Here is a 26,962-nt window from a genome sequence, read left to right on the forward strand (position 1 = left end):
CACACTAGGTCAGGATGACTGCGCTCGGGTGGGTACGCCGTGCAGGGAGTCGAGGAGCTCTCCGAACACCTGATGCGGGTGGCCGTCTCCGTCCGTGAGGGTGCGATCTCCTCCTCCACCCTGCTCAAGCGCCTGCGGTCGGGGTCGAAGAAGAACGCCACCTACATCTCCTTCCGCGAGGTCGGCCGCGTGATGCGCACCGTGCAGCTCCTGCGCTATCTCTCAGGTGCCCCGCTTCGCCTGCCCGGGGGCGGACGTTGACCGGGTTGCTGTTGCGGTGCGCCGGGCGGGGTCAGGGAGGTGTGAGGGTGTCGAGCCGGGCGGTGAGGTCGGGGTGGGCGGCGGCCAGGTGCGGGCGGGCAGCGGTCAGGGGGGCGATGAGGTCGGCGGGGTCGTCGTGGGCGAGGGCCGCGTGGAGCTCGCCGATCGGGTGGCGGGCGGCGGGGGGAAGGTCGGTGAGTGCGGTGATCTGGCCGGCGAGGCGGCGCAGGTCGGCCGCGTGGTGGCGGGCCCAGGCGGCGGTGCTGCGGTCGGCGGCCCGGGCCTGGCGGGTGGCCTGGACACGCTGCTCGCCGGTGGTCCCGGCGGGGCCGGGGCGGCCGCGCAGGTAGCGGCGTTCGGCGGCCTGGCGGCTGGCGACGCCGAGGGGGTGGGCGAGATCGGCCCAGCTGGCGCCGGCATCACGGGCGGTTTCGATCAGGCCGGTCTCCCACCCGGCGAGCTGCTCGCGCACCTGCCGCAGCAGCATCAGGGAGGCCAGGGCCTGCTCCGGGGCGGGCTCGGCGCCGGGGGTGTCGGGGGGCTCGTGCCGGGCGGTGCGCAGGGCGGCGTCTATGGCGTCAAGGGCCGCAGCGGCGGCGAGGAACGATGCCGGGCTGTGGGCGTCGGTGCTGGACGAGGGCGGTTGGTTGGCTGGGGTCACGGGCACCTCCCTAGGGTTGTCGTCAGGTGGACGACGCAGTGTTTGTCATCCATTGGATGACATGTTACAACGGTGTCAGTGAGGCGCATTGGCAGCAACTGCCTGAACTTGCTGGAGGTGTTTTCACGATGTTGATGCGCACTGACCCCTTCCGTGAGCTGGACCGGCTGACCCAGCATCTGATGGGCCCGGGCACGTGGTCGAGGCCGTCGGCGATGCCGATGGACGCCTACCGCGAGGGTGACCAGTACGTGGTGGCCTTCGACCTTCCCGGCGTCACCGCGGACGCGATCGACATCGACGTCGAGCGGAACATGCTCACCGTCAAGGCCGAGCGCCGGCCGGTAGCGAAGGGCGACGACGTGCAGATGGAGCTGTCCGAGCGGCCGCTGGGCGCCTTCTCCCGCCAGATCATGCTCGCCGACACTCTCGACACCGAGCACATCACGGCCGACTACGACGCAGGCGTGCTCACGCTGCGCATCCCGATCGCCGAGCGCGCCAAGCCCCGCAAGATCTCCATCGGCGTCGGATCCGGCCACAAGGAGATCTCCGGCTGACACCAGCCGGACGGGTGCGGAGGACGGGCACCTTAAATCCCCCTCACCCCGTCCTCCGCACCCCCATGGGCAATCCGAAGAAGAACGGGGTGGCGGACGAAATGACTCTGCGACGCGAAGCGTTCCTCGACCACGTGACCGAACGCGGCGAGTACAACACCGTGGAGGAAGCCGAACGCGCGGCCCGGGTAGTGCTAGCCCTGCTCGGCGCGCACCTGGTCGGCGAGGTCCGCGCCCAGCTCGCGGCCCGCCTGCCGGAGGAATTCGCCCTGATCCTGCTCAACCCGCTGCAGAGCGCCGAACCGCTGCCACCGGAACGGTTCGTGCGGGCGACCGCGGCCTGGATCGAGGGCGCCACCGAGCAGACCGCGACCTGGGACGTCAGCGCCGTGCTGTCCACGGTCGCCGACACCGCCGGCGACGACCTGCTGGGACAGATCCTGCTCCAGCTCCCCGTCGGCTATGACCTCCTCTTCGGCCGCCCCCAGCCCGCCTGACCCACACCTCGGTGCCACACCGGCACCACCTGACCCTGGCTCCACGAAAGGCATGCACCGCAGTGATCACCGACGTGCACGGACCGCTTGAGCACCAGCAGCCGTACTCGACGGCGTACGAGCAAATGCTGGAGAAAGTCCGCTACGAAGGCGCCTACCCCACCCGCGAGAAAGCCGAGGAAGCCGTCCGCCTGGTCCTTTCGGGACTGGGACGCCAGCTGACCGGCGACGAACGCGTCGACCTGGCCACCCGCCTGCCCTTCGAGGCCGCACGCACACTGACCACGCAGATCCCCGACACCCAACCCCTGACCGGCTGGGCCTTCGTCAAGGACCTCGCCACCCGCACCGGCACCTCCCTCGCCACCACCCGCTGGGACACCGGATCCGTCTTCTCCGCCGTCGCCGCCTACGCCGGCCCCGACCTCCTGACCCGCATCCTGCACCGACTCCCCACCGGCTACGCCCTGCTGTTCGGCCGCGCCGAACTCACCCCCGCCGCGTAAACGGGCACCCGGCACCCGGGGCGGCAGCAGGGCCCCGCCCAGATCCCCTCCAGCCGGGCCCGTCAAGGCGGAAGTCCCCGATCCGCCGCGATCGGGGACTTCCGCCCTGTCGCTCACTGCGCCCAACCGGTGTGTAGCTGTGCGTGACGATCGCCGCAGGCGGTAATGCCCACAAACGGTCCTTTGCCCGAACAAGATCGAAAACCGGCCGGGTGCGGCCGGCCGAGTCGGTGGGTGTCTGGGGGCTGGGGGGCGTGGGCACGCACCTGGTGCAGGTTGCCCGGCTGGTCGGGGCTGGCTGGAGGGGATCTGGGCGGGGCTGGACGTGACCTTCGACGTCGCGGCCCGTAGCGGCACGATGAGCCAGGCCAACGCTGCGCTGGGCCACCGCGGGCGGCTGGTGCTGGTCGGAGTGTCGAACGATCCCCTCGACGTGGGGACCGAGGCGGCGTTTGCGGTGTCACGGCACACCGTCGTCGGACACCTGGGCTACCGCAAGCGGCACTTGGACGAGCTCGTGCGCCTGGTGCACCTCGGCCGGCTCGACGTCTCGCGTTCCGTCAGTGCCGTGCTGCCGCCGGAGGAGATCGCCCCCTTTAGGTACAGGTGATGGTGAACGGCGGATTGGCTCCGCTGTTGACGGTGGTGCTGCACGTGCGGGTGCCGCCCGAGGAGCTTGTGCTCGTCGTGGTACTGCTGCCGGTGATGACCGGAGGCGGGCCAGCGCTGATGGAGCCGGAGCCCATGGTGGCGAACGAGCCGCTGAGCGAGCTGGCGGCGCCGCTGCCGGAGCAGGTGCCGTTGCCCGTCAGATTGCCGTTGGGAAAGACAGTGAAGGTCCCAGAGCACGAGGCGGTGCCAACTCCTGGGACGGTGATCACGCCGGTGGCAAGGGAGCACGTGACGCTGCCATCGAGGTTCTGGGTACACGGACCGGGAAGGGCCGTTGCATTCGCGGGAGCTGCCGAAGCCTGTGGAGCGAGGCCCATTGCCGCTGCGAAGACGCTGATCATCAGGGCTGCCAGAGGCGTCCTCAAGTGCCGTAGCTGACGCACATCAACCTCCTATAGCGGATCGGTGAAGTCCGCGCTGTGAGGATTGTGGGCGGACCGCCTACATCCGGCCAGATGGCTGAAGGGAGCGCGTAGCGTGCGAGCCTGGCGCACGACAGCGCCAACGCCACTGGAGCCCGCGTCCGGCGCCCGGCAAAGGTCAGGCACTGAACCCGGGAATCCGGGGCAGCAGCGGCGAGGTTCCGACCTCAGCGTCACCGTGGAGCCCCTGAAGCGATCCCGGCTGGAATCGAGCCGGCGCCCCTCCACCCGGCAGGCCGACGCTCTCACCCTTGAGCTATTGAACTGCGGGACCGGGGCGCAACTCCCGCGCCGCAACGCGGGGTGGTCCTGTTGCTGGTTCGGTGGACCGCGTAAGGACTGACACTCACCGCCAGCACCCCACCAGAGAAAGGAACTTCATCGGCTAACGCCACCCACCGCCCCACCCAATCCGCCCACGAACGAATGGAGGACAGACACGACAAACACCCGCTCCCGGCCGGAGGCCAAGAACGGGCGCCAGTGACCGCTGCCCGAAAACCGAGCAGCGCGTGCCAACAGTGTGTCCGAGGGGGACTTGAACCATAGGCACATGCCGGTGATGCGGGGCGAGTTGCGGCTGCCATAGCCGGCAGGAATCGGTGCCGTTTCTACTGGTGTGGGGCGGGCGCGCCGTTCACGTTGACGAAGCGGCTGAGGGCCTTCCTGCCCTGGCCGGTCGCATCATCAAGGTCAGCCACGGAGCACCGCGTCGATGTCCTCGGGGACAGTAGTCTGCGGCGTGGATGTGCTGCGGTCGGGTCCGGCTGTAGCGCTCGGCCAGTTTGTCGCGCATGTCCTCTAACGCCCGGTCGGATAGCAGCCGATGGTGTCCAGGAGGGACGAACTGTGGACGGTAAGACGCAGAACTCGGTGCACGATGCGACAGTCGGCCTCCTGGTTCAGGCGCAGGCCGTCCACTTCGGCGGCCTCCGGCCCGGCAGCCCCACCTCTGCCCCGGCTGACCCGTGGGTGGACCTGGCCACCGACTCCACCGTCTGGCGGCACGTCCCGGAGGGCCGCAACGCGGGGTTCTTCCGAGAGCACGTTGGGGAGGCCGTCGGAGCTCTGGCCCGCTTGCGGGACGCGGCCCAGTCCGAAGCGGCTGCCGACCCCTGGCAGGACGACGGGGCCGTACAGCGCTTCGTGGAAGCCGTGGAGTGGTTGCTCGGTGAGCCCGATCCCGCACGACCGCTGGATCTCTACCCGGCTGAAGCAGCGCTGCTGCTACTCGTACCGTTCCTCCACCGGGTGAACTGTCTGCGCCTGACGGCCTCGCTCGCCCCGGCCATCGAGCCTGCCTGCCACGGGCGGACGGCTGGCTCGAGTCTCATGCGGGCCGGGTTCGAAGCGTTCGCCGCGAGCCACGACCTGCTCGTCGAACGTGGTCGCCGGCGCTCCGACGCCGCCGGACCCATCGGCTGGTGGTTGTTCCACCGCTGGCTCGCGTTACGGGAGGAACTGTCGGACCCCACCGTCCTCCAAGGACTCCTGCGGGAGGTCGGCGCGCCCACGGAAGTCCTCGGCGACACGCTCGACCCGCGCCGCGTGGCCCGGCTGCTGCACGGCCTGCGCATCGGCCCCGCCATCTGCGACCCCGAACACCTCGGTTCCCTCCCGGCGGACGACGTGGCACGCGTCCGCCGGGGCGGACTCCAGCGCATCCGATACCAGCGCCTGGGCCTCCTGCTGGCTCTGGCGCAGGGCATGAGCCGCGAGATCACTGCCTTGCCGCAGATCGTGGTGGAGCATGTCGGGATCCCCTTCCCGGTTGACCTGGCAGAGGTGCGGGAGACCCTGGCTGCATCCCGCTGGGGCGGCTCCCCCGATCTGCCGGTGCTCACTGCGGAGTGCCGGCACGAGGCTGTTGTCGAGGGCCTGCGCGCATACGTGGCCCGAACGGACGGACTCCTGGCCGCCGTCCGCCGTACGGTCCACGAACGCATCAACCAGCCCGTTCCGCCGCTGCCCTCCCGTCTCTCCGCAGACCGGGTGGCGCCGGCGGAGGGTGTCTTCACCAGCTGGGCGGCCTTCCGCTTCGACGAACGACGCGTTCGCGACCACTTCACCGGCGTCCAGCTCTACAAGGACCCTGACCTCGCCGTGCGCGAGCTCTACCAGAATGCCCTGGACGCCTGCCGCTACCGCCGGGCCCGTTCCCAGTACCTGGACCGAACCCGTGTCGCGTCCTACACCTACGAGGGCCACATCCACATCGAGCAGGGCACGGACGAGGAAGGGCGTGAGTACGTCGAGTGCCGCGACAACGGCATCGGCATGGGTGAGCAGCAGCTGCGCGGCGTATTCAGCGAGGGCGGCTCGCAGTTCGTACGAGACCAGGGCTTCACCCTCGAACGCGCCGAGTGGGACCGGGCCCTGCCACCGGTGGAGTTCCACCCGAACAGCAGATTCGGCATCGGGGTGCTCAGCTACTTCATGCTCGCCGACGAAATCCGCGTACGGACATGCCGGATGGACGCCAACGGTGAACTCGGGCCGCTCCTGGAAGCTCGAATCTGTGGGCCGGAGCACTTGTTCCGCATCATCCGGTTGCAGGAACGCGGGGACGAGGCCGGCACGCAAGTGCGGCTGTATCTGCGGCAACGACACACGGAGACTCCCTGGTCGTGCGTCGATGCCCTGGAACGCGTGCTGGGCATCGCCGAGTTCCCGACAGAGGCAGTCCACGGGTCCCGGCGCGCACGATGGGAAGAGCACCGGCTCAAGACCAGGAAGGCGCCGGATCGCGAGCAGTTCGGTCTCAACGCACACGGCGCCATGGTGCCGTGGCGGCAGGCACCCGACGGGCTGGAGCTGGTCTGGTGCGAGCACGGTGGCGGGGTCCTGGTGGACGGCCTGGTCGTCCAGCCCGAGATCCGCCGCGGAGTCCTGTCGTCTGACTCCTCCGGACTGACGGGTGCCGTCATCAACCTCACCGGAGTCTGGTCACCCGAGCAGCTCTCGGCCGACCGGCGCACGCTCCTCGACGACGTGACGGAGCCGCTCCACGACATGCTCGAACAGGCCGCGTCCGCGCTGATGTCCAGCGATGGACCGCTACCGGACTACGCGTGGATCTGCCGGGTGGCCGAAGGAAGCATGATGCTGAGCGACCTGCTGACCGCGGCGGCCGTCAGGGCCGGACGCCCCCTGGAGTTCGCGAACCGGGCGTTCGACGTAGCACGCACCGGATGCTTCCTCGCCGATCCCAAGGTCCTGCCGGAGCTCTTCGGGGAACGGCGAGGCGGCCGTTCGCGGAAATCTGATCCCTGGAAGACCCCCCGGGGACACGCTCCCGACCACATCCTTCTGTGGCGCCTGCTCGCCCACCGGCCCAGCACACTGCTGAACCAACTGGAGGCGGCATGCCCCGAGATTGCCCAGGTCATGTCCGTGCTGCCTGCCATGCCCTCTGACAGGGACTTGCTGACGGCCCCGGCTCTCGACGGGGAGGAGCTGTTCTGGGGGTGGTCCTCGGACTCCCGCTTCATCACGGAACACCTGGGTCACCTGTCCAAGACCACAGGAGCGGCGCTACCCGGCCTGGTGTGCCGTGCCCGGCAGTTGGGGGCCCTACCGCACCGGAAATCGGCCACCTTCGAAGAGCTGATGGAGGAGTCCGAGACGTTGTTCCGGGACGCCGGATCCCTCGCTGCCGAGTGGCGCAACTACGGCATTCACGTACCGGAGGCATACGTCGGACTGGCCACTGCGGCACCACACGACCCCTTGCTCCAGCGGCATCTCGGACAGAGAGCAGGGGCTCTCGGCTGGGTGGACCCCGACGAGGACGTCCCACCCGGTCACGTCGCGAAGGCCGCCCTGATCCTCGGACTCCCGGTGAGCGAGGTCTGTGCACGCCTCGCCGCGTACGGGCTGCGGGTCGATGCCGCGGGGCTGCCGGAGCGGCCGGGTGCCGAGGTGGCCGTGCTGCTCAGCAGCCGGGCGGACGGCCTGTGGCCCTGGCTGAGCCGCTCGAAGGGGGTACCGCCAGGGCATGTGCTGGTCGCTTCTCAGGCGCTGGGGCGTGCACCGCGCGAGATCCTGGTCGCGCTGGAAGGGCTGGGATTCACTCCTCCCCCAGTGTGGCCCGAGGACGCAGACCCCATCGATGACGCCCTGCTACACAGTAAGAGGTATGGGGCGCTGTCCCCTGACGGGCCGGTGCCATACGTGTACATCTTCGACGCGGCGCGGCACCAGAACCGGCCTCTGTGGCAAGCGGCCGATCGGCTGCGCGCCTACGGGTTCGATGTCCCCCTCAATCCGCCGCGCCACTGCGACCCCTTGGACGAGGAGTTGCTGCGTCGGGACGCCCCTCTCGGTTGGGTCGGGGTCACCACCGACGACGCCATGCCGTTCGCCCAGGTGATGGTGGCGGCCCGCGACCTGCTGCAGACTCCCTCGGCACTGGTGGAACGGCTCACCGGCTACGGCATCGCGGTCTCCTGCCCAGACATCCCGGAAGGTCTGTCCTTCGCCTCGGCCCTCGAGCTGCTGAGGATCGGCGAGTACGAAGACCAGTTCCTCACCATCGACTGTGAGATCGACCTGCACCACCTCATCGAGAAGGCTCAGGCCATGAAGGCCCCGATCGCGCAGGTGGCCTACTGGTTGCAGGAACTCGGCCTTCCCGTCCCCGCCCTGGCGGACATCCTCCGGTCCGCCCTGGCCCGTGTTCCCCGGCCGCTCCGGGACACGTGACAGCGGCTGAATAATGCACCCTGATGGTTCCGTCCCCTCCATACTTCACCAGGTCCCATGCGCTCTCTGAGGTAGAGCACGCAATGGCAGCAGCGCACACTGCGTGCAGCGGCTCCGCCAACGGAACCGGTCTTGACGGTCGGCATGCGGTACGACGTGCTTCCTCCACGGGCGACATCGCCACATGCGGACGAAGTGGGAATCCGGTAGCACCGGATTCCCATCCGTCTCAGGTCGCGAGCCCGTCAGTACCTGTTGCTCCGACGGTGAGGGGGATGTCCAAGGTGACGCCCTCGGGGGTGGCGAGGCGGAGCGTGTAGTTCCCGGGGTGCTCGTCGGTGAAGAGCTGCGGGAGGTCGAGCCGGCCCGCGGAGTCGGTAGGCGGGAGGACGAGGGTGCGGACGGGGTCGCCGTGCTCGTTCTTGAAGTAGGGGCCGTACGTGCTCTCTTGGGCCTGTTCCTGCTCGAGGGCGCCGTGGAGCAGGGTGGCGGTGAGGCGGATACCCGGGGTTGGCTTGTTGCGGGCCGTCGCCCGCACCTGTGGGAGATCGGGGAACCGGCCGTTGGTGTTGGCCGGTACAGGCTTGGGGGGAAGGAGCTCCAGACGGTCGGCCATAGGCTCGGCCGCTTGCCAGACGATCGCGATGAAGGTGATGGCAGCGGGGCTCTGCTTCCCGGGGACGGCTGCGGTGAGGAGGGCGCGTCCGGGGCGGTCACCGGCCCATACGGCGGGCGCAGTGGCGATGCCTCGACCGTCCGTGCTGACGGTTGTGCTGGTGGCGTGGTCCGCGAAGTGCGCCGCGCCAGTTTCGGTGACGCGATAGGTCACCTTGATGCCGGCGACGGGGTGTCCGTGGGCGTCGAGGGCCCGCACCTGCGGCCGCCGCGCGAACGTCTCGCCTGTCATCCGCTCTCCCAGGCTTTCGTCTCCGATGCGTTCCAAGCGGATGACCATGCGGTGGTCCGCTCCGGTGTCCGGGCCCGGTGCAGGGGCAGGCTTCTTGGCAGGCTTGATGGTCGGGTGCGGCGGAACGGGCTTGCTGGGGCCGGGAGTTATCGACCGTTCCGGTATGTGTTCCCTTCGGGCCTGGGGGCGACTGGTACCTTCCATCTCGGCCCTGCGGAGCGGTTTCCTGATCGCCGGAGCGCTGGGCTCTGCCGGGTCGGGACGGTGAGGAACGGCGGGTGCGTCATCCGGTGTTGCGGTGACCTCGCGGCCTTGGTACGTGCGCATCCACTCCCGTACGGCGTTCACATACTCACGGGAGTTGTTGTAGCTGAGGATCCCTTTGTCCAGGTCGGCTGAGCGGTTCAGGTCTCGGCCGCCGGCACAAAGGTAGTGGCCGGTGGCCAGCGCCGCGTCGTAGATGTTGTTGGGGTCCTTGACGCCGTCACCGTTGCCGTCCGCTCCCTGGGTCGCCCAGGTAGAAGGGATGAACTGCATCGGGCCGATGGCCCGGTCGAACTCGGCATCGCCGTCCCAACGACCGCCGTCCGTATCGCGGATCAGCGCGAACTGCTTCCCGTCCAGCCGCGGACCGCGGATCGGCTTCGCGGTCGAACCGTCGGTACGCAGACCATAGCCGGAGGCGTGGACCGACTCGACACGGCCGATGCCGGCGACCAGTTGCCAGGGCAGATGGCACGTCGGACGGGCGCTGCTCAGCGTCTGCTCGGCCTTCTTATAAGCGTCCAGGGCAGTGGCGGGTATACCCGTACTCCCCTCGGTGCCGAACTCGGCCTCTGGCCCTTGCGCAGGGCTTTCTTGTCCCTTACGTGGACGGTTGGGCAGGTCGAGGTCGGGTACGCCACGGGGCTGGGCCTGTGGCGCGTTCGCATCGGGACCGGAATCGCGGGCATCGGCACTCGGCGGGCCGGCCACCGGAAGCGGGCTGATCGCAGAAGCGGTAGTCAGGCCAGCGGCCAGGGCACAGACGCACAGCCCCTGACGCACCCGACGGGCCATCAACACGGAGAGGATGGATGACAGAGCGGACGGCGTTTTCACAGGTAAGCGGGTCCTCGACTCGGGGTGATGCAAGGAGAGTTGAGGGCCCCAGAGGCGGTAGCCGCGATGCTACTGCGAGTGGCCGACGCTCTGCGGGCCTCAAGCATCAACAGGACTTCCTTGACAACAGACATGCGGCGACAACACGGTCGCAGAGAAATAGCCCAAAAGGGCGCTTCAAGAAGTTATCACGCTTAAAGCACTCTAGAGTCACTCACTCCCTTATCGCAGATTACATTCACCTTTCGAAATTCTCACAGGGCGCCCCCAAGGAACCTTTCACGCCTGAGCACGGGGATCACTTCTATTGGATCTGACTTGCGACTCCGCCTCCGAGGAGTGCGCCACTCGGCGGACGAGAAATTCCACAAAGGACAACAAAAATGCAGAGTGGGCGAAGGGCCGAAAGTCCGGTTTCCGGGTACGGGAAGACGGATCGGCGTAACGTAACGCCTCATCTACCGTCCCCTTCCAACACGAAGGGCAGGAGGACTGGAGCGGAGGGCAGCTCAGCAATCGAGCGACCAACCCCGCCTAGCGCCAGGTCCACCTTTATTGTCGGCCAGGCGGGGCCCACCGACCTCGGATCACATTCCCCTGTGCGGTCCATACCAGGTGATCGGAGTGTCATCAGCGCTCATGGGCAGACTCTCAAGCTTTACAGGCCCCGGAACGGGGGCTGAACTGTAGGGACCGGTCATGTTCTCGCCGATGAGGTAGCGATACAGCCACTCGGAGAACGACATGTCGTATTCGTAGAACTCGTCATCCAGTGCAACGAAGATCCGCCAATTCCGCCTGATCACTCCCTTACCCAGGAATACGGCCTCACCGCCATTCGTGCTCACCGCGTGAATCAGCCCATCAGGAGTCCCGAACCGAATTTCTGGTATGCCCAGAGAAGAACACGGATCAGGCTCTAGGTCGACGTCTTCCCATGACACTTCGGACCACACCTGTGCGGTGCCGCGCATCTGTTCCGCGAGGTTCCACCTCTCCGTGGCCGGGTGCTCAAGACTGAGATGGCCGTTGAGCTCAACCGGTCCGTAGCTGTCGATGATGCGCTTGTAGTCGTTGGGTAGCGCGACGCCCAGCTCTTCCTCCAAAGCTGCCCACGCCTCGGGGTCGGCGTAGCACCACGCAGGTTCCCCCAGCATGGCGAACACCATCTCAAGGCATTGGTTTTCGTTCTGTGGCCGCACAGTCGCCAGGAACAGTCAGTCGAATTCCAAATCCATTCCAGCAAACGGATCCGGTTCACCGGTCCAAGGGTCGAGTCCGGCTTCGCGAAGACGGTCTTCCTCCCGCCAATGAAGGAAGTGCGGCGCGGAGTCACCCCACAATGATGTGCTGCTCAGTGGGCATTCAGCGAAGTCCGCCCGGAAGATCTTCAGCAGGAACGCCACCATGCCGCAGCGGTAGATCTCCCATCCACCACCATGCCGGGCCCACACAGCCACCGGCCATTCCTCCGGCGAGTCTCCGACGGTTAGCCAGCACAGTGCGTCCGCTCCATCGGTCTCTCCCCACACGAGCATGTCCGTCAGGCGATGGCGGGCGCCCACTCCGGGCGACTGCCAGTCATGCATCTCGGGGGCCTGCAAAGCAGAATCCGGCAATCGACCCACGGTTCGGGATTTCGGCTCTGTTGGCAGAGAGCTGAAGACGAACAAGGCGTCGCTGATCGCACCCGCACCGTACGTGGTAACGAAATCTCGATAATCTTGCGGAAGTGAAATTCCCAGCACGGCCTGAGCGGCTACCCAGTCAACCACGTCGCCGGCGCCAGCGTGCGGTGGCATGATTTCCGTCAACCGCTGAAAAGAATTATCTGTCATAGCGTTACGATTCCGCCCATCTGCATCTTCGTCACGGGATTGCACCAACAGGAACTGGATTACCACCGAGAGAGATTCGCCCGATGTTTCGCCAGTCCCCAAATTTGTTGCTGAACATCTCGTTGGGTACGAACTTATTCAAATATATGCCCGGGGTGCCGTCCGGTTTAACTCCCCGAGCGACCATCTTGTATCCCGTGGGCACGGTTCGATTGCCAGCGTAATCCGGCGTGACTTGATAGTGCACGACCTGCCCTTCATTATTGATCGCCTTGTTGATCAAGTGCTCGTATGTGCTCATGCGTTCCGGATTGCCCGGATCGTCCGCGGCGACCCGGGTCGCGTTTGCCGAACGTGCGCACGTCGACAGGTTCCGCAGATCCTTCCCGTCACCACCGAGCTGAGCGGCAATCAGGTGGCAGGCGTTGACCCACGAACTAGGAGGTCGGTTCCCAAGGTATCCAGCCGTACTCCTGGCCCAGGTGTATCCGGGAGGGGCTATCTGCTTCGGCGCTGTGCTAGATCCGGGGTGGTCGGCGATGTACGCCGAGTCCAGGCACGCCTCTACACCGGTAGCACGGTTTCCATTGGCCGAGTCCAGGGGACTGGGGTCGATCCAACCACTGCCGGCTCTGCGGCAGTCGCGTCGGTCACGGCTCGAATCGTCACCACCGGGGCCTGCACCCGGCGCCGGCTGGGGGCTGGGCAGCGCGTCCGGCGTGTACTGCTGATCGCCCAGCATGTCGACCATTTGGAGGGCGCCGAGGACGACGTTCCAGCCGTCGCCCGGCTTCCACTGACCACTGCCGGGGTCCCAATCCGGCTTCGGAGTAGGGCGGTTCGGGGCCGGCTTGGGGTGCTTGCCGCGGTTGGGGTTCTGCGGGATCGGCGGGCGCGGCGGGCGGACGGGGCGGGCCTTGGTCCGCAGCATGGTGCGGCCACGTGTCCCGTAGTTGCTCCAGGAGCGCCAGCGACGAGATCCGGGGTACGTAGTGGCGTAACCGCCCCTGTAGCCGGGGGTCGACACGATGGATTCGTGGCCACGAGACCACTGGGTCCAGTAGTCGGCCTGTCCGGCCAGGGGGTTGGTGGAGGCGATGGTGTCCCAGGCCATGGTGGGGCGGTAGCTGCCGGTGACGCCGGGCGTGTGGTTTCGGGACCACTGGTCGGTGATCACGGCCACACCGCCGGTGACGACGCCTCCTAGGACTCCCCAGCCAATGGCGTCTCCCAGCGCGATGCCGCCGCCGATCACGAGCGGAATGAAGTGGCCTGTCGGGTCGGTGGAGTTGAGCGGATCGGCATCGCCGTACGTGTACCGGTTGCCCTTGACCGACGGTGTGGGGTCCAGCTGCCAGGTGTCGCGGGAGGCGAAGGCGCCGGTGCCGGGCTGGTACCAGCGGGCGGCCATGTTGATGTCGCCGCTGGTGGGGTCGGTCCAGCCGGACTGGTAGCCGAGTGAGGAGGCGGTGCCGGCCTTGGCGGTGACGGTGCCAAAGGGGTCGTAGGAGGCGGAGCCGGTGACCTTCGAACCGTCCGGGGTGAGGCCCGCAACCACGTCGGTGTGACGGTCGGTCAAGGCACGTTGAGCTTCGGTCTTGCCGTCGGATGTGGCCAGCAAGTTGCCGCCCGGGGTGCGGCTGTAGACGTGGGCGCCGTCACCGACCAGGTTGTTGGAACCGCCGTCGTAGGTGAAGGCAGTGTCTCCACGCCGGGTGACACGGTCCAGTGCGTCGTAGGCGTACTCGGTGTCGCCGTCGGTGATCCGGCGTTCGAAGGCGTCGTGGGTGAGGTGACGGGGTGTGCCCTTGCCGGAGTTGACGGAGCTGAGAGTGCCGCGGGGCGTGTAGCCGTAGGCGGTGTCTCCTTGTGTGAGCAGTTGGTTGCGTTCGTCGTACGTGGCTGTGCTTCCGCCCGCCGCGATGCGGTTGCCCGACGCGTCCCAGGTGTAGGAGGTGGTGGTGCCACTCGCGGTCCAGGAAGTCAGGCGGCCTGCCTTGTCGTAGCCGTAGGCGTTGGTGCCGGCGCCTGCGATGCCGCGAGTGGTCTTTGCCGTCAGACGGTCTTCGAGGTCGTAGCCGTAGCTCGTAGCAATGACCTCGCTCTTGCCATCGGGCGCAGTGATCTTGTCTTCGGTCAGTCGGCCCAGGACGTCGTAGCTGTTGCTGCGGCGTGCGCCGTCGGTCCAGTTGTCACCGGAGGAAGGCGTACGCGTGGCGAACTGCTCCTGGGTGATGCGCCCTGCGGCGTCGTAGGACACCTGGGATCGTGCACCGGTCAAGGCATCCTGGGTCAGGCTCAGCCGTCCTGCGCTGTCGTAGGTGAAGGCGGTCGTTCCGGAAGCGTCGATGCGGGAGATCATGTTGCCGTCGGCGTCGTAGGCGTAGGTGGACTTGCCGCCCTTGCCTTCCGCCGAGAGGAGTTGACCGCGGTCGTTGTAGTTGTAGGTGTTGCGGTCCTGCCCATCGCCGGTGCCCGCAGCGGTGAGGCGTCCGCCGAGGTCGTATTCCAGGATGCGGTCGTTGGTGGTGGCTTCCGCTCCCTGACCGGTCTCCTTGATCAGTCGTCCGGAGAGGTCGAAGGCGCGGTGTCGCGCCACGCCGCCTGGCAGCAACTCGGTGATGTCCTGGCCTGCCGCGTCGTAGACCGTGGTCCAGGTGCGGTCGGTTGCCTTGGGGTGGGCCTTGGTGGCGGGCTCGATGGTGGACTCGGGCAGCCCCACGGAGGTGAAGGTGTACGTGGTGGTGTTGCCGCGGCCGTCGGTCATGCGCGTGCGGTTGCCGGCCGCGTCGTAGCCGAAGCCGGTGTTGATCGATTTGTCGTCAGCGGTCTGTTCGGTCTGGCTGGTTATTCGGCCCAGCGCGTCATAGGCGAACTTGCTCGTGCTGCCGGACGCCGTGGTGACGGCGACACGGTTCCCGTCGGCGTCGTACTGGGCGCTAGTCAAACGCACCGGCTGGGTGCCGGTGCCGTAGTCGGTGGTGCCGGTGACGTTGCCCAGGCCGTCGTACTGTGTGGTGCTCCTGCGGCCGGTGGCGTCGGTGGTCTCACTCCGGCGCCCCAGTGCGTCATAGCCGAACTTCGTCGTGCCGCCCGCGGGATCGGTGATCTCCACCGGCTCTCCGGCCGTGTTGTAGGTGGCCTTGGTGGTGCGGCCCGCCGGGCTGGTGGATGCGGTCTGGTTCCCCGCGTCGTCCCAAGCAAGTCGGGTTGTCAGGTTGTGCTCGGGAGCGCTGCGTTCGACGACGGTCGAGGTCAGCTTGCGGCCGAGCCCGTCGTAGGTGGCCTCTACGCGTGCGCCGTTGGGGTCGGTGGCCGACAGCGGCAGGCCGGTGGGGGTCCAGGTGAACCAGTTTGCCTTTTCGGGTATCTGCGGCAGACCGCCGGTGGTCGACTTGAACCAGCTGCTCTTGTCGTTGAGTTGCGGCAGACCGGCGACCGCTTGCTGCATGGGGAGGGTTTTGCCGGTGAGGTGGCCGAACTGGTCGTAGGCGTACCCGATAACCCGCCCCAATGGGTCGGTTGTGGAGGTGATACGACCGACGCCGTCGTATGCCGTCCGCTGGACCGCGGTGATCTTCTGGCCGCCCGGCGGGGTGTAGTCGGGCAGCGTGACGGCCGTGGCACGACCGAGCCGGTCGACTTCGGTGCGGGTGACTGCGCCGTTCGGGTCGCGGGTCGCCGTGGCCTCGCCGAAGGCGTTGTAGCCGGTGAGCGTGGTCGGCTTGACGGCCTTGGCCGCCGCACCGCCCTGCTCGGCCTGTACCTGCGGGGAGATGCTCTCCACGGGGCGGCCCAGCTCGTCGTAGCGGACGCGGGTGGTGAACTCCTCGGCCTTGGCGCCCTCCTCCGAGCCGCGCGGGCTCACCGAGGACACCAGGAGACCACGCTGGTCATAGGCGTACCGGCTGGTGACCTGGCGTTTCCCGTCGTCGACGGTCTCGGTCGCCGGATTGCCCGCCGTGTCGTAGGTGACGCGCTTGGTTGCCAGCGGGGTCTTCTCCTCGACGAGTCGACCGCCCTGGTCGTAGCCGTAGGTGGTCCAGCGGTTGAGGCCCTTGGGGTCGAGCACGCTGCGGGTGGTACGGCCCACGGAGTCCACCTCGCGGGTGACCGTGGTCCGGCCGCCGCCAGTGATCTGTGCGGTGAGGTTGCCCGCGCCGTCGTAGTGGCTCTTCTCCAAGACGATGTCGTGCTTGTTGCCGTCGGCCTGCACTACGTCCTTGGCCGTGACGGCCGCGGGCAGGTCGTCGTCGTAGTAGGTGAACGCGGTGGTGGCACCCATCGCGTCAGTGGTCTCGGCCAGTCGGCCTGCCGGGTCGTAGGAGTTGGAGACCACGGTCAGGTCGCGCGGCTTGCCGGAGGGGTCACCCTGCCAGTCCTTGAGCACGGTGGCGGCGTGCTGACCACGTGGCGTGTAGGTGTAGGCGAAGGTGGTGCCGACCGCGTCCTGCTGCTGGTCGATCCGCCCGAACGCGTCGTACGCGTAGGTGGTGTCGTTCCCCTCGGCGTCGGTGGTGCGTTCCAGGCGTCCGTGTGTGTCGTAGTGGTGGGTCGTGGTGCGGGTGGCCTCGCCGCCCGTGGTGTCCTCGGTGGACTCGGTCAGCAGCTTGCCATCCGGGTCGAACGTGCGGTTGACCCTTGCGGTGTGGGTGACGCCGGTGATCTCGTTCTTGACGCCGGTGCCCGTCTCCGACACCACGCGCGAGAGGTTGTCGTGTGCGTAGGTCGTGGTGACGCCCTTGGGGAAGGTGTCCGATATCTGGGTCTCGGAGAGCTTGCGGCCGAGCCCGTCGTAGGCGTACCGGGTGATCAGGCCGGACGGCGAGGTGGACTGGGCCAGATCACCGTTGGCGTAGTAGCCGAAGCGGGTGACCCCGCCGTCAGGGGCGGTCTGGCTGTCGACCAGACCGGCAGGTATGGTGCCGCCGCCCTCGGCCGCTTCCTTGCCGGTGGTGTATGTGGTGGCCGAGGTCCGCCCGTCCGCGAACACGGTCTTGTCGGGCAGGCCGTGCCCGGTGTAACTGATTGCCGTCTTGTAGCGGTCGTCCTTGGCGGTGGAGGAACGGGCGTCCCGTACCGCCACCACCTTGTCGTTGCGCGGGTCCAGCGGGTCCTGATCGTTGACGTAGTAGTCGGTGAAGGAGGTCCAGCAGGAGTCGGCGTCTCGGCAGGTGGTCCTGGAGACGGTGTTTCCACGCACGTCGTGACCGGTGACCGTGGTGTGCCCGTTGGGGTCGGTCACGGTGTGCAGGAAGCCGCCGGTGTCGTACGCGTAGGTGGTGCGTCCGCCGTCGGTGTCTACGGCAGACACCGGGCGCTGGCCGCGCAGGGCGTCGTAGGAAACGCTGCTGGTGCGACCCTGCGGGTCGGTGACCGAGACGGTCGACGTCAGCGCGGAGAAGCCGGAGAGCTGCCGGCCCTGGTAGTGCCGGGCGACCTGGTCCTCGGTCAGCGTCTTGGGGTAGACCGCGATCTCGTCCAGTTCACCGGTGAAGTACTGGGTGCCGGCCTTGTCCTGGCCGTCCCAGCCCCTGTTGGAGTAGCCCGCCCCGAAGTAGGCGTAGTTCGTCGACTGCGGCTTGACCTCGCCGTCGAGCGAGCCCACCTTGGTGCCGTCGAGGTACATCGACTGGCCGTTGCCCGAGCCGGCGAGGACGACGTGGTGCCACTGGCGGTCGGTGACCGCACCGGGCGAGATGATGCCGGTCGGCGACGCGGCGGTCCACAGGCGGCCGCGCAGTTTGCCCTGCGGGTCGATCAGCAGGCTGGGGTTCCACTTCGACGGGGTCTCGCCCAACTTCTTGTCCTGCAAGCCGAACAGCACTCCCGGCTTGTCCGTGCGGAACCACAGTTCCACCGAGATGTCCGGGGCCTTGACCAGCCGCTCGAAGGGAACCTCCACTGCACCGTTGCCCGAGAGACGGGTCCCGTAGTTGTCGGCGGTACCGAAGATGCCGAAGACGCCTTGCTGAGCGTTGATGTAGCGGCCGGTGCCATCGTGCACCGCCGTGCGGCTGTGCGCCTTGTCCCCGTCCATCTCGTCCAGTCGCCAGTAGGCACTGGGCGTGTCCGCGGTGACGATCCCCTGGTATGCAGCACCGCTGCCGGATACCAGACCGTTGCGGGCCAGGTAGTGCCCGGTCACCTCCACCCGGGGTACGGCGTAGGAGTAGAAGGCGACCTCATCCACCTCACCGGTGAGGTAGCGGGTCTTGTTGCCCTCTATTCCGTCCCAGCCCGGACTGGAGAAACCGGCACCGATGTACGCGTACTTCGCTGTCTGCGGCTTCACGGCTCCGTTCTTGAAGCCGGCGGACTCACCGTCCAGGTAGAGCACCTGTCCGAAGTCCTGGACAGCCAGGAGCACATGGTGCCATTTACCGTCGGTCACCTTCTGTGGGGAGACGATCGGGTCGTTCTTTCCACCGCCCGATATCTGCGCCCGCAGCTTGCCGTCAGCGGCGACCAGCAGGCTGGGGTTCCACTGTGAGGGCGTTTGCCCTAGCTCCTTGTCCTGAAGGCCGAACAGGACGCCTGGCTGCTCCGCCCGGAACCACATCTCGATCGACATCGGGCCGCCCTTTTGGAAGGCGTCCGTGGGAAGTTCCACCGCGCTTCGGGTGCCGTCCAGGGTCAGAGCACCGTCGTCGCCGTCTGCGAAGGCTCCGGCTCCGCCCAGTTTGGCACCGTCGACGTAGGAGCCGTCGCCGCCATCGCCGATCTCATTGGTGGCACTGGCGCCACTGCGCTCGCCAAGCCTCCAGTAGCCGGCCGGTCCTGACTTGCGCACGGCAGCGGCGTAAGCCGTCGAGCCGGCGGAGTAGGCCGGAGCTGAGACCTTCCAGGTACCGCCGTTGCGGTCGGTGATCTCGGTCGCCCGCCCGGTGCCGCTGTCGTACGCGACCTTGGCGTGGACTCGGCCCGACGGCAAGGTGACCTTGGTCATCTGGCCGACGGCCTTGCGGGCCGCGTAGTGCTCGGCCACTGCTGCCGCGTCCAGCGCGTGGTGGTAGATGGCGACCTCGTCCATGCTGCCCCTGAAGTGGTGCACGCCGTCGGACGTTCCCCAGCCCGGGCTGGAGAAGCCGGCACCCAGGTAGGCGTACGACATGTTCCGGTGGTCGATCGGACCCGTGCGCGAACCGACGAGCTCGCCGTCGAGGTAGAGCGACTGTGTGGTGCCCGCGCCGGTCAGTACCGCGTGATGCCAAGCGTCGTCCGTGACCGCGGACTTGCTGACGATCGTCTCGACCTTGCCGGTCCAGTACTGTCCGCGCAGCTTTCCGTCCCTGTCGATCGTCAACGGCGGTACCCAGTCACCGGACTGCCCTTCGTCGAGCCGTCCGTCCTGGAAGCCGACCAGCACGCCGGGGCTGGTCGTCTTGAACCACAGCTCGGTGGTCAGGAAGGTGGAGGTCCGCAGGGTGTCCTCGGGCAACTCGACGTAGGAGTTGTCACCGTCGAACTCCGCACCCACGTCGCTGGTGGCAGCCAGCGCACCGCTTTTGCCGAGCCGCACGTCTCGGTAGAGGGCGTCGTTGAGCCCCGTACGTGAGGGTGCCGCACTCTTGGCAACCGAACCCTCGGTCTCACCAAGTCGCCAGTACGAGACGGGGTTACGGTCCAGGACGGCGCTGCGGTACAGCGAGCCGTCGGCGGTCTCGTACACCGTGCACTTGGTGCCGGAATCCGGTGCGCAGACCTTCTCCAGGCGGCCTCCGGAGTAGCTGTAGGTCCAGGTGAGACCGGGCTTTCCGCCACCGACCTCATTCGTGGTGACTGAGGCGACCCGGCCGTCCTTCCAGGTGAAGGCCAGAGCCCGCCCCGACAGCGCGTCCTTGGCCTGAGCCAGCCTGCCGTCGGCGTATGTCAGGTGCTGTTCCCGCCCGGCGCCGTCCGTGATCTTCGTCAGACGTCCGGCGGAGTCGAAGGAGTACAGGGTGGCCGAGCTGTCCCGCAGTACCCAGCCGCCGTCCTTGGTCTGGGTGAGGCTTCCCTTGCCTCCGGCCGGACCGGCGTAGCTGCCGTCGGTGTTGCGGCCGAACCGCACCCGGCTGCCGTTGGCGAGCGTGACGACCACGTCACCGGTGTCCTCGCGCAGAGCCCGCATGTCCCAGCGGGTCGACCAGCCCGCGCCGAAGACGTTGTCGGTGCGTGGGTCGAGGGAGTTGTACGTGCGGGTCACCGCCAGCTCGGGCCCGACGGTGGACACCGCGGCGTCGGTCGCGGCCGTCGAATAGTTACCGGCACGCGCGCCGAATTCACGGCCGGCGTCGCCGCCGAGGTAACCAGTCACAGCGGGCTGCGGCACCTGGGTGCTGAAGAACGCCGGATTGGGGCGAGTGGAGGTGTCCTTGCCGTCATAGACGTAGGCGTACCAGGCGTAGTTCTTGCCCCAGGACAGCCAGCCGCCGGGGACCGACCACTGCTGGGAGGCAGCACGCGGTCCCGTACGGCAGTTTTTGCGAGCGTCCTTGCCTTCGACCTCGCACACCTCGAAGGAGTACTGGAGCGAGCCGCTCGGATAGTGGTCGTGATCCTTGCCCGCGGCCCACAGCGTGGGCGTCAGCGAGGGCAGGATGCCCCCACTTCCCGGTGATTCGGCTGTGAGCTGCGGCGGGATGTTGGCGGCGGAGAACTTGATGGCGACACCCGGCACACCCCGATCGGTGAAGCGAATGGTGCCGACGTCCTCCATCGTCCACACGAGCGTGTAGGTCCCGGGCGCCATCGGGGCGATCGCGGCGTCGAGTGTCACGCTCTCCCCCGGCTTGACGTCACGGGGCATCGCGGTCCAGCGGACTTTGGCATCGTCGTTGAGGCGCTTGCCCTTGGCATCGAACAGGTCGTAGCGCAGCTTGTACTTGCTGGTCCTGCCCCAGGTGTCACGCCCCTGGTTGGTGACCGTGACCTTCATCGCGCCTTCAGAGGTGGCGGTCACCGGCTTGGTGAAGGCGCCGGCCTTGTACGCGGCCCCGTATTTGTCCCACGTCACGTCGAGGCTGGGCTTGCCGTTGGGGTAGTTGTCCGACCCGAACTGCTTCCACGCCCGGGAGTCGGACTCCGACGCCTTGACCGCCAGCCCATAGTTCTTCTTGCGACCGTGTGTCCAGTCGTCCACGAGCCTGCTGCCGGCTGTTCCCAGGTCAATGCTCTCCCAAGCCGGACCACACGCCCAGTTGTTGGTCCCTGCCGGTCGCCAGCCATGCGCGAAGCTCTGCGACGCCAGCGACGGCCCGGTGGCCGGCCCGGGGTACTTCTTGGTGCTCTTCTCTTCCCAGTTGGAGGTGATGGGATGGACTGTCACCGGACGTGCGCTGCACGAGTAGGACCAGGTGTTGTACAGCGACAGCCGCGCGCCGAGCACCCAGGCGTTCTTCAGCTCCGACTCCACACCGTTGAAGCGCAGGAAGGACGCCGCCTTGTGCTTACCGCCGTCGTAGGTTCCGACCTTGAGGATGGTGTCGCTGGAGAAGTTCTGGTCGTACGGGGACTGCACATACGTACCGGACGTGGCGGCAAGCGCCTTGACCGACGGGTCGACCTTCACCGGGAAGACCCGCTGCGGTGCGGTCAGCCACTCCTTGTCCAGGGAGACAACCAGAGTCTGTCGGCCGTCCTTGTCCTCCAGACCGTAGTGCACACCGGAGGAGACCTCACCCTGGTTCCCATGCTCGTCGAGGGCTGAGTCCTCCATCCAGCCCGGCGGCATCCAGGCCCGCTCACGACCGTCCTTGTCCGTGAACGCGACCCCGCCATGCTCGTCCAGCTTCGCAGTCAGCCCACGTGTGTCCAGAGGGAAACGCCACTCGGTAGGCGCCTCCTTGCCCTTGAGGACAAGAGTCTCCTTCACCGAGTCACTGCTCGCGAGGTACTCCAGGTCCGCATCCGGCCGCACGTCGCGATAGGCGACCAGCGCACCGTCCACAGCGCCCGCGTGGTGCGCGGCACCTTCGACCCCGTAGCCGATCGCGTGTCCCTCACCGACATCCATCGTCAACACCGGCGCGGCGTCCGCATGACCGGCGAAGGCGATGCCGGTCTCCGTCGACCGGGTCTGCCAACCCGGGGCTTCGGCACTCATGGTTCGCGGTCCTGCCGGGGACTCACGGCGGGTCAGCGTGGAGTCGATCTCCTGCCACTTCCCGTCCCTCGTCTGGAAGTTGACCGGCTCGTCGTAGAAACGCGTCGTGTACGTACCGTCCTCATTGCGGTACGTACGCTGCTGGCGCGCCCGCTCGTCCACGACCTCCTGGCTCGACGCGGCATCAAACCCCTTGGGCTCGGGCACGGGAGGCGCCTCGACTTGCTCGGCGGGATCCATGGCAGGCGGCGCGGCGGTAGCTCCTAGCTTCTTGCCGGTCAGCATGTCTTTGCCAGGAGCTTTCTGCTCTGCCGGCAGCTGGCCAGGGGCCTCCAACGCCCCGGCACGACCACCGCCGGCATGCGCGCGGGTGTCCGCAGCCGACGCCTGGTGTCCCCTGCCGTCAGCCGAACCCCACCGCTGCTCCGGCACATCCGAGAACAACGAACGAGTCCGATCCCACTTGGCCAACGCCAACGCGGCCTGCTCCGTGCCACACAGCACGGCGAGCACGAACACAAGGAGAGTTGCGACATAGCGCACACAACGCACAGAAAGCCCCCACAGAAAGCCAAAAACGATCAATGTCTATGACACTTGGAGGCTTCTTTGCAAATCTCACAGAAAGTCAGAACGGGAACCTTACGGATCTTTACGACACCGTGACGCCCCATCACTTGACAAAGTGACCAAATGAGACGAGAGGTGCCCCGCTTCTTCGCTGCGCCGCCCCTCTCAGCGCGAGCACCGGGCGGGGGTGCGGGCGCCCTGCAACGTGCTCGATGCGAGCGCACGACCAGGCACGGGAGGGATTGCGGTGACCACCTTGGTTTGCGGGCTGCACCCAATCCGGTTCAGGTGATTGCCCAGAGCTTGTCTGGGCGGTCATGCACGGATCCGGATGGTCAGGGTCGCTGCAGTGGCGGTGACAAAGGCTTGCTACGCGACCTGCCCTGACGTGATCGTCAGCACCTATCCGGTCGGCTGTCGCCCTGCACACCTGCACCCACATGGCGTGCCACAAAGCCGGGCGCTGGGGCACCCTCGACCAGAGGGCCTGTTGTGAAAGCGCTGGTCCCACGCGGTCTGGCATGCGTGGGCGGGGTCGTTGTCAGTGGCGTGGTGCATGATCGGCGCGTCAGTTCTTCTACGGGGATGGGGAAGCGCCATGCCGCCCACAAACCAGCAGGTTGCAGGGCACGCGTTTCTGCGGCAGATGTACACAGACACGTACTTCCCCGATCACGTCGTCGACCAGGGCAGGGCAATCCTGCTGCGACTGTGCGAGCGGATTGAGGCTGAGCGGCCGTCGGATCTGGAGGCCCTGTATGCACTCACCCAGGCCAGGCGCTTCTCATCAACCCCGATGCACGACTGTCGGACGCGGTGATCCCAGCCCCTGAGGCGGCAGCCAGCGAGCACCTTCTCGATGTCTGCCGCACATCGAGAAGCACGGCTACCTGCTCGTCCGCGACGACGCCCACCGAGTCTGCGGGATCGTGACTCCTTCCGACGTGGCCGTGGAGTTCCGCAGCCGTGTCAGCCCGTTCGTCCTCGTTGAGAAGGTTGGCAAGGTCTGCCTTCACGCAGCCGAGTCGTGCTGACGACCACTCACCCGCGAACATCCCCTTCTATGTCCCGACTGCTACGCCCCCAACGGCCCTCTCCGTCATGGCGGCTGATGATTCTGCTGCAGGAGATCGCGCAAATAGTGCTCGCGTCGACGCTCGATGGCCAGGACACCCACGAACGGCCCGGCCGCGGCGACAAGTAGGCAGGCGGTGCGCATCAACCCGTCGCCGGATCCCACTCCTGACGCCAGAAGGACCACCGCGAGGAAGGCGGCCCCGAAGCAGATGACTCCCGGCTTGTGTATGTGCGGCTGCCACAGTACGTAGGGGCCGACCGGGCTGTTCGTCTCCAGATCGGGGAGGGGGCCGGTGACCGGTACACCCGGCGGGGCTTCCCCGGGTGTACCGATGGGCATTGCTCCCCGCACGTATCGACCGTTGTCCAGGATGAGCAGGGCAGGGGTGGACCATTCCGGGCGGTCTTCCACCCTGGGGGTCCAATACACGTGGCCTTGGGCATCTTTGAGCGTGTCCGCGAGCGGGACGGGGTCGAGGCACCGGTCGAGCAGCAGGTCACGGTTTCCGCTCGGTGCGGCAAGGCGCAGTGAGGGCTTCAGGACTGACCCTGGTTGCTTCGGGGTGCCGCGGATGGTGGGGCGCCTGAGATGGTTGCCGGCGCTGGCCCCGGCGATCCGGACCCGGAGCATTCGGGTTTCGTCGTTGTTGTCGAACACTCCGTCCGAGGCTTGTGGGGCGGCCCGGGTGCGTAGGGCCGCTACGGCAGTCCCCAGGGGAATGAGGCTGTAGATGGCCAGTATCACCAGGTCACGCGACCCCGCGGGCCCGCCGAGGACTGCGCGCAGCTCAGCGCGGCTGTCCAGGATTACCCCGGCGGTGGGGGCGTCCGCGGCGTACAGGCCCGGGAACCGGTCGCCCGGGTGCGGCGGTTGGGGGGTCTGCACCGTTCCCTTGAGCTGTGGCATCTCTTCCCCGGATCGGGCGGTGGCCACGATCGTGACCGTGACCGCGGACTCGTAGTACCTGTAGTTCCTGCCGTTCTTCAGGTACGAGTGGTGGACCTGCCTGACCGTCGTATCCGAGATGCGCGGGTGGTGAGCGAGGATCGTGGCCACCTGGGGTGTGCTCGCCGTCATGGAGAGGAGCAGCATGACGAGCGGCAGCGGCAATGCCGTCAGGGCGAGCAGGACAAGTTCGAGGCGTCTTTCGGGCCACCAACGGGTCCGTCGCCGTCCCGCCGGGCCAGGCCGGTCCGGGTCCGGCTTCGCCAGGCCGGCGGGTACCGGGCGTCTACTCGCCCGCAGCCACCACACCAGGACCGCTCCGGCGGACACCGCCAGGCAGGCCAGCAGATCCCAGCGGGGATACGGGGCCACCTTGCGTACCAGCAGACAGATCAGGAATGCAGCGGCACCGCCCCAGGCCACCGCCGTGGCCAGAGTGGTCCCCGCATCGCGTTCCCTCACCCGAATACGTCCTTCACTGATCCCTCCTTCGGATCCTTATTCGGCCCTTGTGGTGTACCGGTGGCCTCGCTCTGTCCGCCGTTGGGAAGGATGACGTCGTGCAGCGGTTTGGCGATGGCCCCGGCACCGCCGTAGATGATTCCCTGGGCCGGGCCCTCGATCGGGAAATGCGGGCCCTCCCGCCCGGGTGGCAGGTGCCTGTTCGCGCCGTGCACGGCACCGCCCGCCACTGCGCCACCAGCCCCGTTGACTCCGGCGTCCCAGAGCATGTCGAGCCCGCTGACGTGGTCCTGCGGGTTGCCGTCGAGGTTCTTCGCCCCATCGACGGCGAGCCCACCGGTGATGCTCCCGGCGGCGCCGCCCAGTAGGTCACCCGCCAACGGCCGACCCAATTTCCCTAGTTTACGGGCGACGGCGAGCCCGGGTCCGGTACCGGCGACGGCGGAGAGCCCGCCTTGCCAGGTAACGTCGCCCAGGTTGGTGTCCTGTCCGGTGAGGGCGTTGGTGATGACGGTGCCACCGGTATTGCTGGCCCAGTTGACGAGTACGTTCTTGAGGAACCGATGTTCCTTCGCCAGCCGGGAGATGACTTTGAAGGCCTCGCTGACCTTCCGCAGGATGGTGCCGAGTGTCTTGGCGAGTTTGGCTGCACGAGCGGCAAGTTGGGCGGCTCGGGCAGCCCCCGCAGCCGCCGAGAAGCCCATGGTCAGAAAGGACATACCGACGGAGACACCGATGGAGATGCCGATCTCCAGGTAGATCTCGTGTATCTCCCTGTTGATGTCCTCAATGGCGTCTGCAGCCTTGTCGAGGCTGTGTGCCGCCTCGGGTAATTGCGGCAGGGTCTTTCCCATTGCCGTATTGAGTTTCTTCCAGTGCTCCGCGAAGGAATCCGCGGCCGGCCCGCGCCACCCGGTTTCCAGGGTCCGCTGTACCTCGCGGTCCAGATCGCGGAACATGGTCTGGAGGTTTTCGTGGAGGTCCCGCCAGCCTTTGGCGGCCGAGCGCAGGGCGTCCGGATCGCCGCCGGGATTGATGATTTCCAGGCCGGCCTCGTAGACCTGTTCCGCTACGGACTCGTCACCGCTCATGCGCCACGCCCGTGGCTGAAGCTGGTGGCCACGGACGTGTCCGTGCCTGTGGCGTTCTGCTGGACCGTGTGCAGGCCCTGGCTGATGTGGTCGAGGTGCTGCCGCAGTGCGTGCAGCGACTCCACCATGTCATTGGATATCTCGGTGTATGCGGAGGTGACTTCCTCGGACTCCGTGAGGACGCCGAAGCCGTCGTCAATCACCTCGGCATCGGTCTTCGCTCGGAATTCCTTGGTATAGCTCTCCAGGTCCGTTCCGTAGGTTTCGAAGCTCTTCGTTAACTTGGACAGAGCCTCTACGTCCACTAACGACTCGCCTTTGGGCACGAGTCTCCTCCTGTCCTCTCCGATGTCCACCGAATGTATGGGTACCGAGGTACGAGGGTGGCGCCAAAATCCTAGAGACACAGTGATTGGCAAGAGGGCCCTCAGGGCTCCTCCTTGTCGCGATCTTGTCGGACCCCTAATACGGGCCAGGGGATCAGCGTGGCGAGCAGCGGACGTCAAGTGGGCCCGGCGAGGCGGCCTCCGAGCCGCTGGCCGACTGGTTAATTCGCCCCGCATCACCGGCATGTGTCACCATCCGAGTCTCGACCAGGCC

General features: G+C 67.2%; 15 protein-coding genes and 1 pseudogene. 8 read left to right on the forward strand and 8 right to left on the reverse strand.

Going from position 1 to position 26,962, the window contains the following annotated elements; genetic code table 11:
- Positions 1 to 39 precede the first annotated feature (39 nt).
- Positions 40 to 261 carry a Tn3 family transposase gene (locus JNO44_RS41640; RefSeq protein ID WP_205369120.1) on the forward strand — a complete coding sequence of 74 codons (222 nt, stop codon included), beginning with the start codon at positions 40 to 42 and terminating at the stop codon, positions 259 to 261.
- A 31-nt stretch (positions 262 to 292) separates the two neighbouring features.
- Here the strand turns inward: JNO44_RS41640 and JNO44_RS41645 are convergent, their stop codons facing one another.
- Positions 293 to 922 (reverse strand): type III effector protein, encoded by a 630-nt coding sequence (locus tag JNO44_RS41645; protein WP_205369121.1) that lies wholly within the window; start codon positions 920 to 922, stop codon positions 293 to 295.
- 128 nt (positions 923 to 1,050) lie between these two features.
- Between JNO44_RS41645 and JNO44_RS41650 the strand changes: the two genes are divergently transcribed.
- The 6 genes from JNO44_RS41650 to JNO44_RS41675 all read left to right on the forward strand — a co-directional run bounded on the left by JNO44_RS41650 (position 1,051) and on the right by JNO44_RS41675 (position 8,283).
- Positions 1,051 to 1,482 carry an Hsp20/alpha crystallin family protein gene (locus tag JNO44_RS41650; protein WP_205369122.1) on the forward strand — a complete coding sequence of 144 codons (432 nt, stop codon included), beginning with the start codon at positions 1,051 to 1,053 and terminating at the stop codon, positions 1,480 to 1,482.
- A gap of 101 nt (positions 1,483 to 1,583) precedes the next feature.
- Positions 1,584 to 1,979: a DUF2267 domain-containing protein gene (locus JNO44_RS41655; protein WP_205369123.1), complete on the forward strand. Its 396-nt coding sequence runs from the start codon at positions 1,584 to 1,586 to the stop codon at positions 1,977 to 1,979.
- A 62-nt stretch (positions 1,980 to 2,041) separates the two neighbouring features.
- Positions 2,042 to 2,485: a DUF2267 domain-containing protein gene (locus JNO44_RS41660; RefSeq protein WP_205369124.1), complete on the forward strand. Its 444-nt coding sequence runs from the start codon at positions 2,042 to 2,044 to the stop codon at positions 2,483 to 2,485.
- Positions 2,486 to 2,810: 325 nt separating this feature from the next.
- Positions 2,811 to 3,095: an MDR/zinc-dependent alcohol dehydrogenase-like family protein gene (locus tag JNO44_RS41665; protein ID WP_205369125.1), complete on the forward strand. Its 285-nt coding sequence runs from the start codon at positions 2,811 to 2,813 to the stop codon at positions 3,093 to 3,095.
- The gene (locus JNO44_RS41670) at positions 3,095 to 3,535 is read left to right on the forward strand and encodes a hypothetical protein (protein ID WP_205369126.1); all 441 of its coding nucleotides are present in this window, start codon (positions 3,095 to 3,097) and stop codon (positions 3,533 to 3,535) included. The genes JNO44_RS41665 and JNO44_RS41670 overlap by 1 nt, the downstream gene beginning before the upstream one ends.
- Before the next feature lie 893 nt (positions 3,536 to 4,428).
- Positions 4,429 to 8,283 carry a wHTH domain-containing protein gene (locus tag JNO44_RS41675; protein ID WP_205369127.1) on the forward strand — a complete coding sequence of 1,285 codons (3,855 nt, stop codon included), beginning with the start codon at positions 4,429 to 4,431 and terminating at the stop codon, positions 8,281 to 8,283.
- Between the two features lie 229 nt (positions 8,284 to 8,512).
- On the opposite strand, the gene JNO44_RS41680 is transcribed toward JNO44_RS41675, so the two are convergent.
- The 4 genes from JNO44_RS41680 to JNO44_RS41695 form a co-directional block, all read right to left on the reverse strand.
- Positions 8,513 to 10,165, reverse strand: a complete 1,653-nt coding sequence (locus tag JNO44_RS41680) for a lytic transglycosylase domain-containing protein (RefSeq protein ID WP_240167895.1) — start codon at positions 10,163 to 10,165, stop codon at positions 8,513 to 8,515.
- Between the two features lie 713 nt (positions 10,166 to 10,878).
- Positions 10,879 to 11,460 (reverse strand): SMI1/KNR4 family protein, encoded by a 582-nt coding sequence (locus tag JNO44_RS41685; RefSeq protein WP_205369128.1) that lies wholly within the window; start codon positions 11,458 to 11,460, stop codon positions 10,879 to 10,881.
- Between the two features lie 48 nt (positions 11,461 to 11,508).
- A complete protein-coding gene (locus JNO44_RS41690; RefSeq protein ID WP_205369129.1) occupies positions 11,509 to 12,129 on the reverse strand; it encodes an SMI1/KNR4 family protein in 621 nt (206 codons plus the stop codon).
- A 31-nt stretch (positions 12,130 to 12,160) separates the two neighbouring features.
- Positions 12,161 to 22,456, reverse strand: a complete 10,296-nt coding sequence (locus JNO44_RS41695; RefSeq protein ID WP_420882729.1) for a LamG-like jellyroll fold domain-containing protein — start codon at positions 22,454 to 22,456, stop codon at positions 12,161 to 12,163.
- Between the two features lie 928 nt (positions 22,457 to 23,384).
- Between JNO44_RS41695 and JNO44_RS44255 the strand changes: the two are divergent.
- A pseudogene (locus JNO44_RS44255) lies at positions 23,385 to 23,561 on the forward strand (DUF5713 family protein); the annotation flags it as partial.
- Positions 23,562 to 23,885: 324 nt separating this feature from the next.
- Here JNO44_RS44255 and JNO44_RS41700 read toward each other — a convergent pair.
- From JNO44_RS41700 to JNO44_RS41710, 3 genes are read right to left on the reverse strand one after another with little or no spacing between them, the layout of a single operon-like run.
- Positions 23,886 to 25,271 carry a hypothetical protein gene (locus JNO44_RS41700; RefSeq protein WP_205369130.1) on the reverse strand — a complete coding sequence of 462 codons (1,386 nt, stop codon included), beginning with the start codon at positions 25,269 to 25,271 and terminating at the stop codon, positions 23,886 to 23,888.
- Positions 25,268 to 26,362 (reverse strand): WXG100 family type VII secretion target, encoded by a 1,095-nt coding sequence (locus JNO44_RS41705; protein WP_205369131.1) that lies wholly within the window; start codon positions 26,360 to 26,362, stop codon positions 25,268 to 25,270. The genes JNO44_RS41700 and JNO44_RS41705 overlap by 4 nt, the downstream gene beginning before the upstream one ends.
- A complete protein-coding gene (locus tag JNO44_RS41710; RefSeq protein ID WP_205369132.1) occupies positions 26,359 to 26,718 on the reverse strand; it encodes a hypothetical protein in 360 nt (119 codons plus the stop codon). Before JNO44_RS41710 ends, JNO44_RS41705 begins: the two co-directional genes overlap by 4 nt.
- Positions 26,719 to 26,962: the final 244 nt, after the last annotated feature.

Source organism: Streptomyces noursei, assembly GCF_016917755.1.
Lineage (GTDB): Bacteria > Actinomycetota > Actinomycetes > Streptomycetales > Streptomycetaceae > Streptomyces > Streptomyces yunnanensis.